Genomic DNA, 663 nt, shown 5'->3' on the forward strand with positions numbered 1-663 from the left:
TGAAACCGCGTCGCTAGATGTGGTGGAGTCGTCCTTGAAATACCACCCTTGTAGTTTTGATGTTCTAACGTTGGTCCCTGAATCGGGATTACGGACAGTGCCTGGTGGGTAGTTTGACTGGGGCGGTCTCCTCCCAAAGAGTAACGGAGGAGCACGAAGGTGGGCTAAACACGGTTGGACATCGTGTGGTTAGTGCAATGGCATAAGCCCGCTTGACTGCGAGAATGACAATTCGAGCAGGTGCGAAAGCAGGTCATAGTGATCCGGTGGTTCTGAATGGAAGGGCCATCGCTCAACGGATAAAAGGTACTCCGGGGATAACAGGCTGATACCGCCCAAGAGTTCATATCGACGGCGGTGTTTGGCACCTCGATGTCGGCTCATCACATCCTGGGGCTGAAGTCGGTCCCAAGGGTATGGCTGTTCGCCATTTAAAGTGGTACGCGAGCTGGGTTTAGAACGTCGTGAGACAGTTCGGTCCCTATCTGCCGTGGGCGTTGGAAAATTGAAAGGGGCTGCTCCTAGTACGAGAGGACCGGAGTGGACGAACCTCTGGTGTTCGGGTTGTCATGCCAATGGCATTGCCCGGTAGCTAAGTTCGGAATCGATAACCGCTGAAAGCATCTAAGCGGGAAGCGAGCCTTGAGATGAGTTTTCCCTGGC

At 53.8% G+C, this 663-nt stretch carries 1 rRNA gene; it reads left to right on the forward strand.

The features are described 5' to 3' along the window. Window positions 1–663, forward strand: a 23S ribosomal RNA gene (locus MSG34_RS24115); the annotation flags it as partial.

This window comes from Vibrio sp. 1CM2L, from assembly GCF_023161695.1.
Classification (GTDB): Bacteria; Pseudomonadota; Gammaproteobacteria; order Enterobacterales; family Vibrionaceae; genus Vibrio; species Vibrio coralliirubri.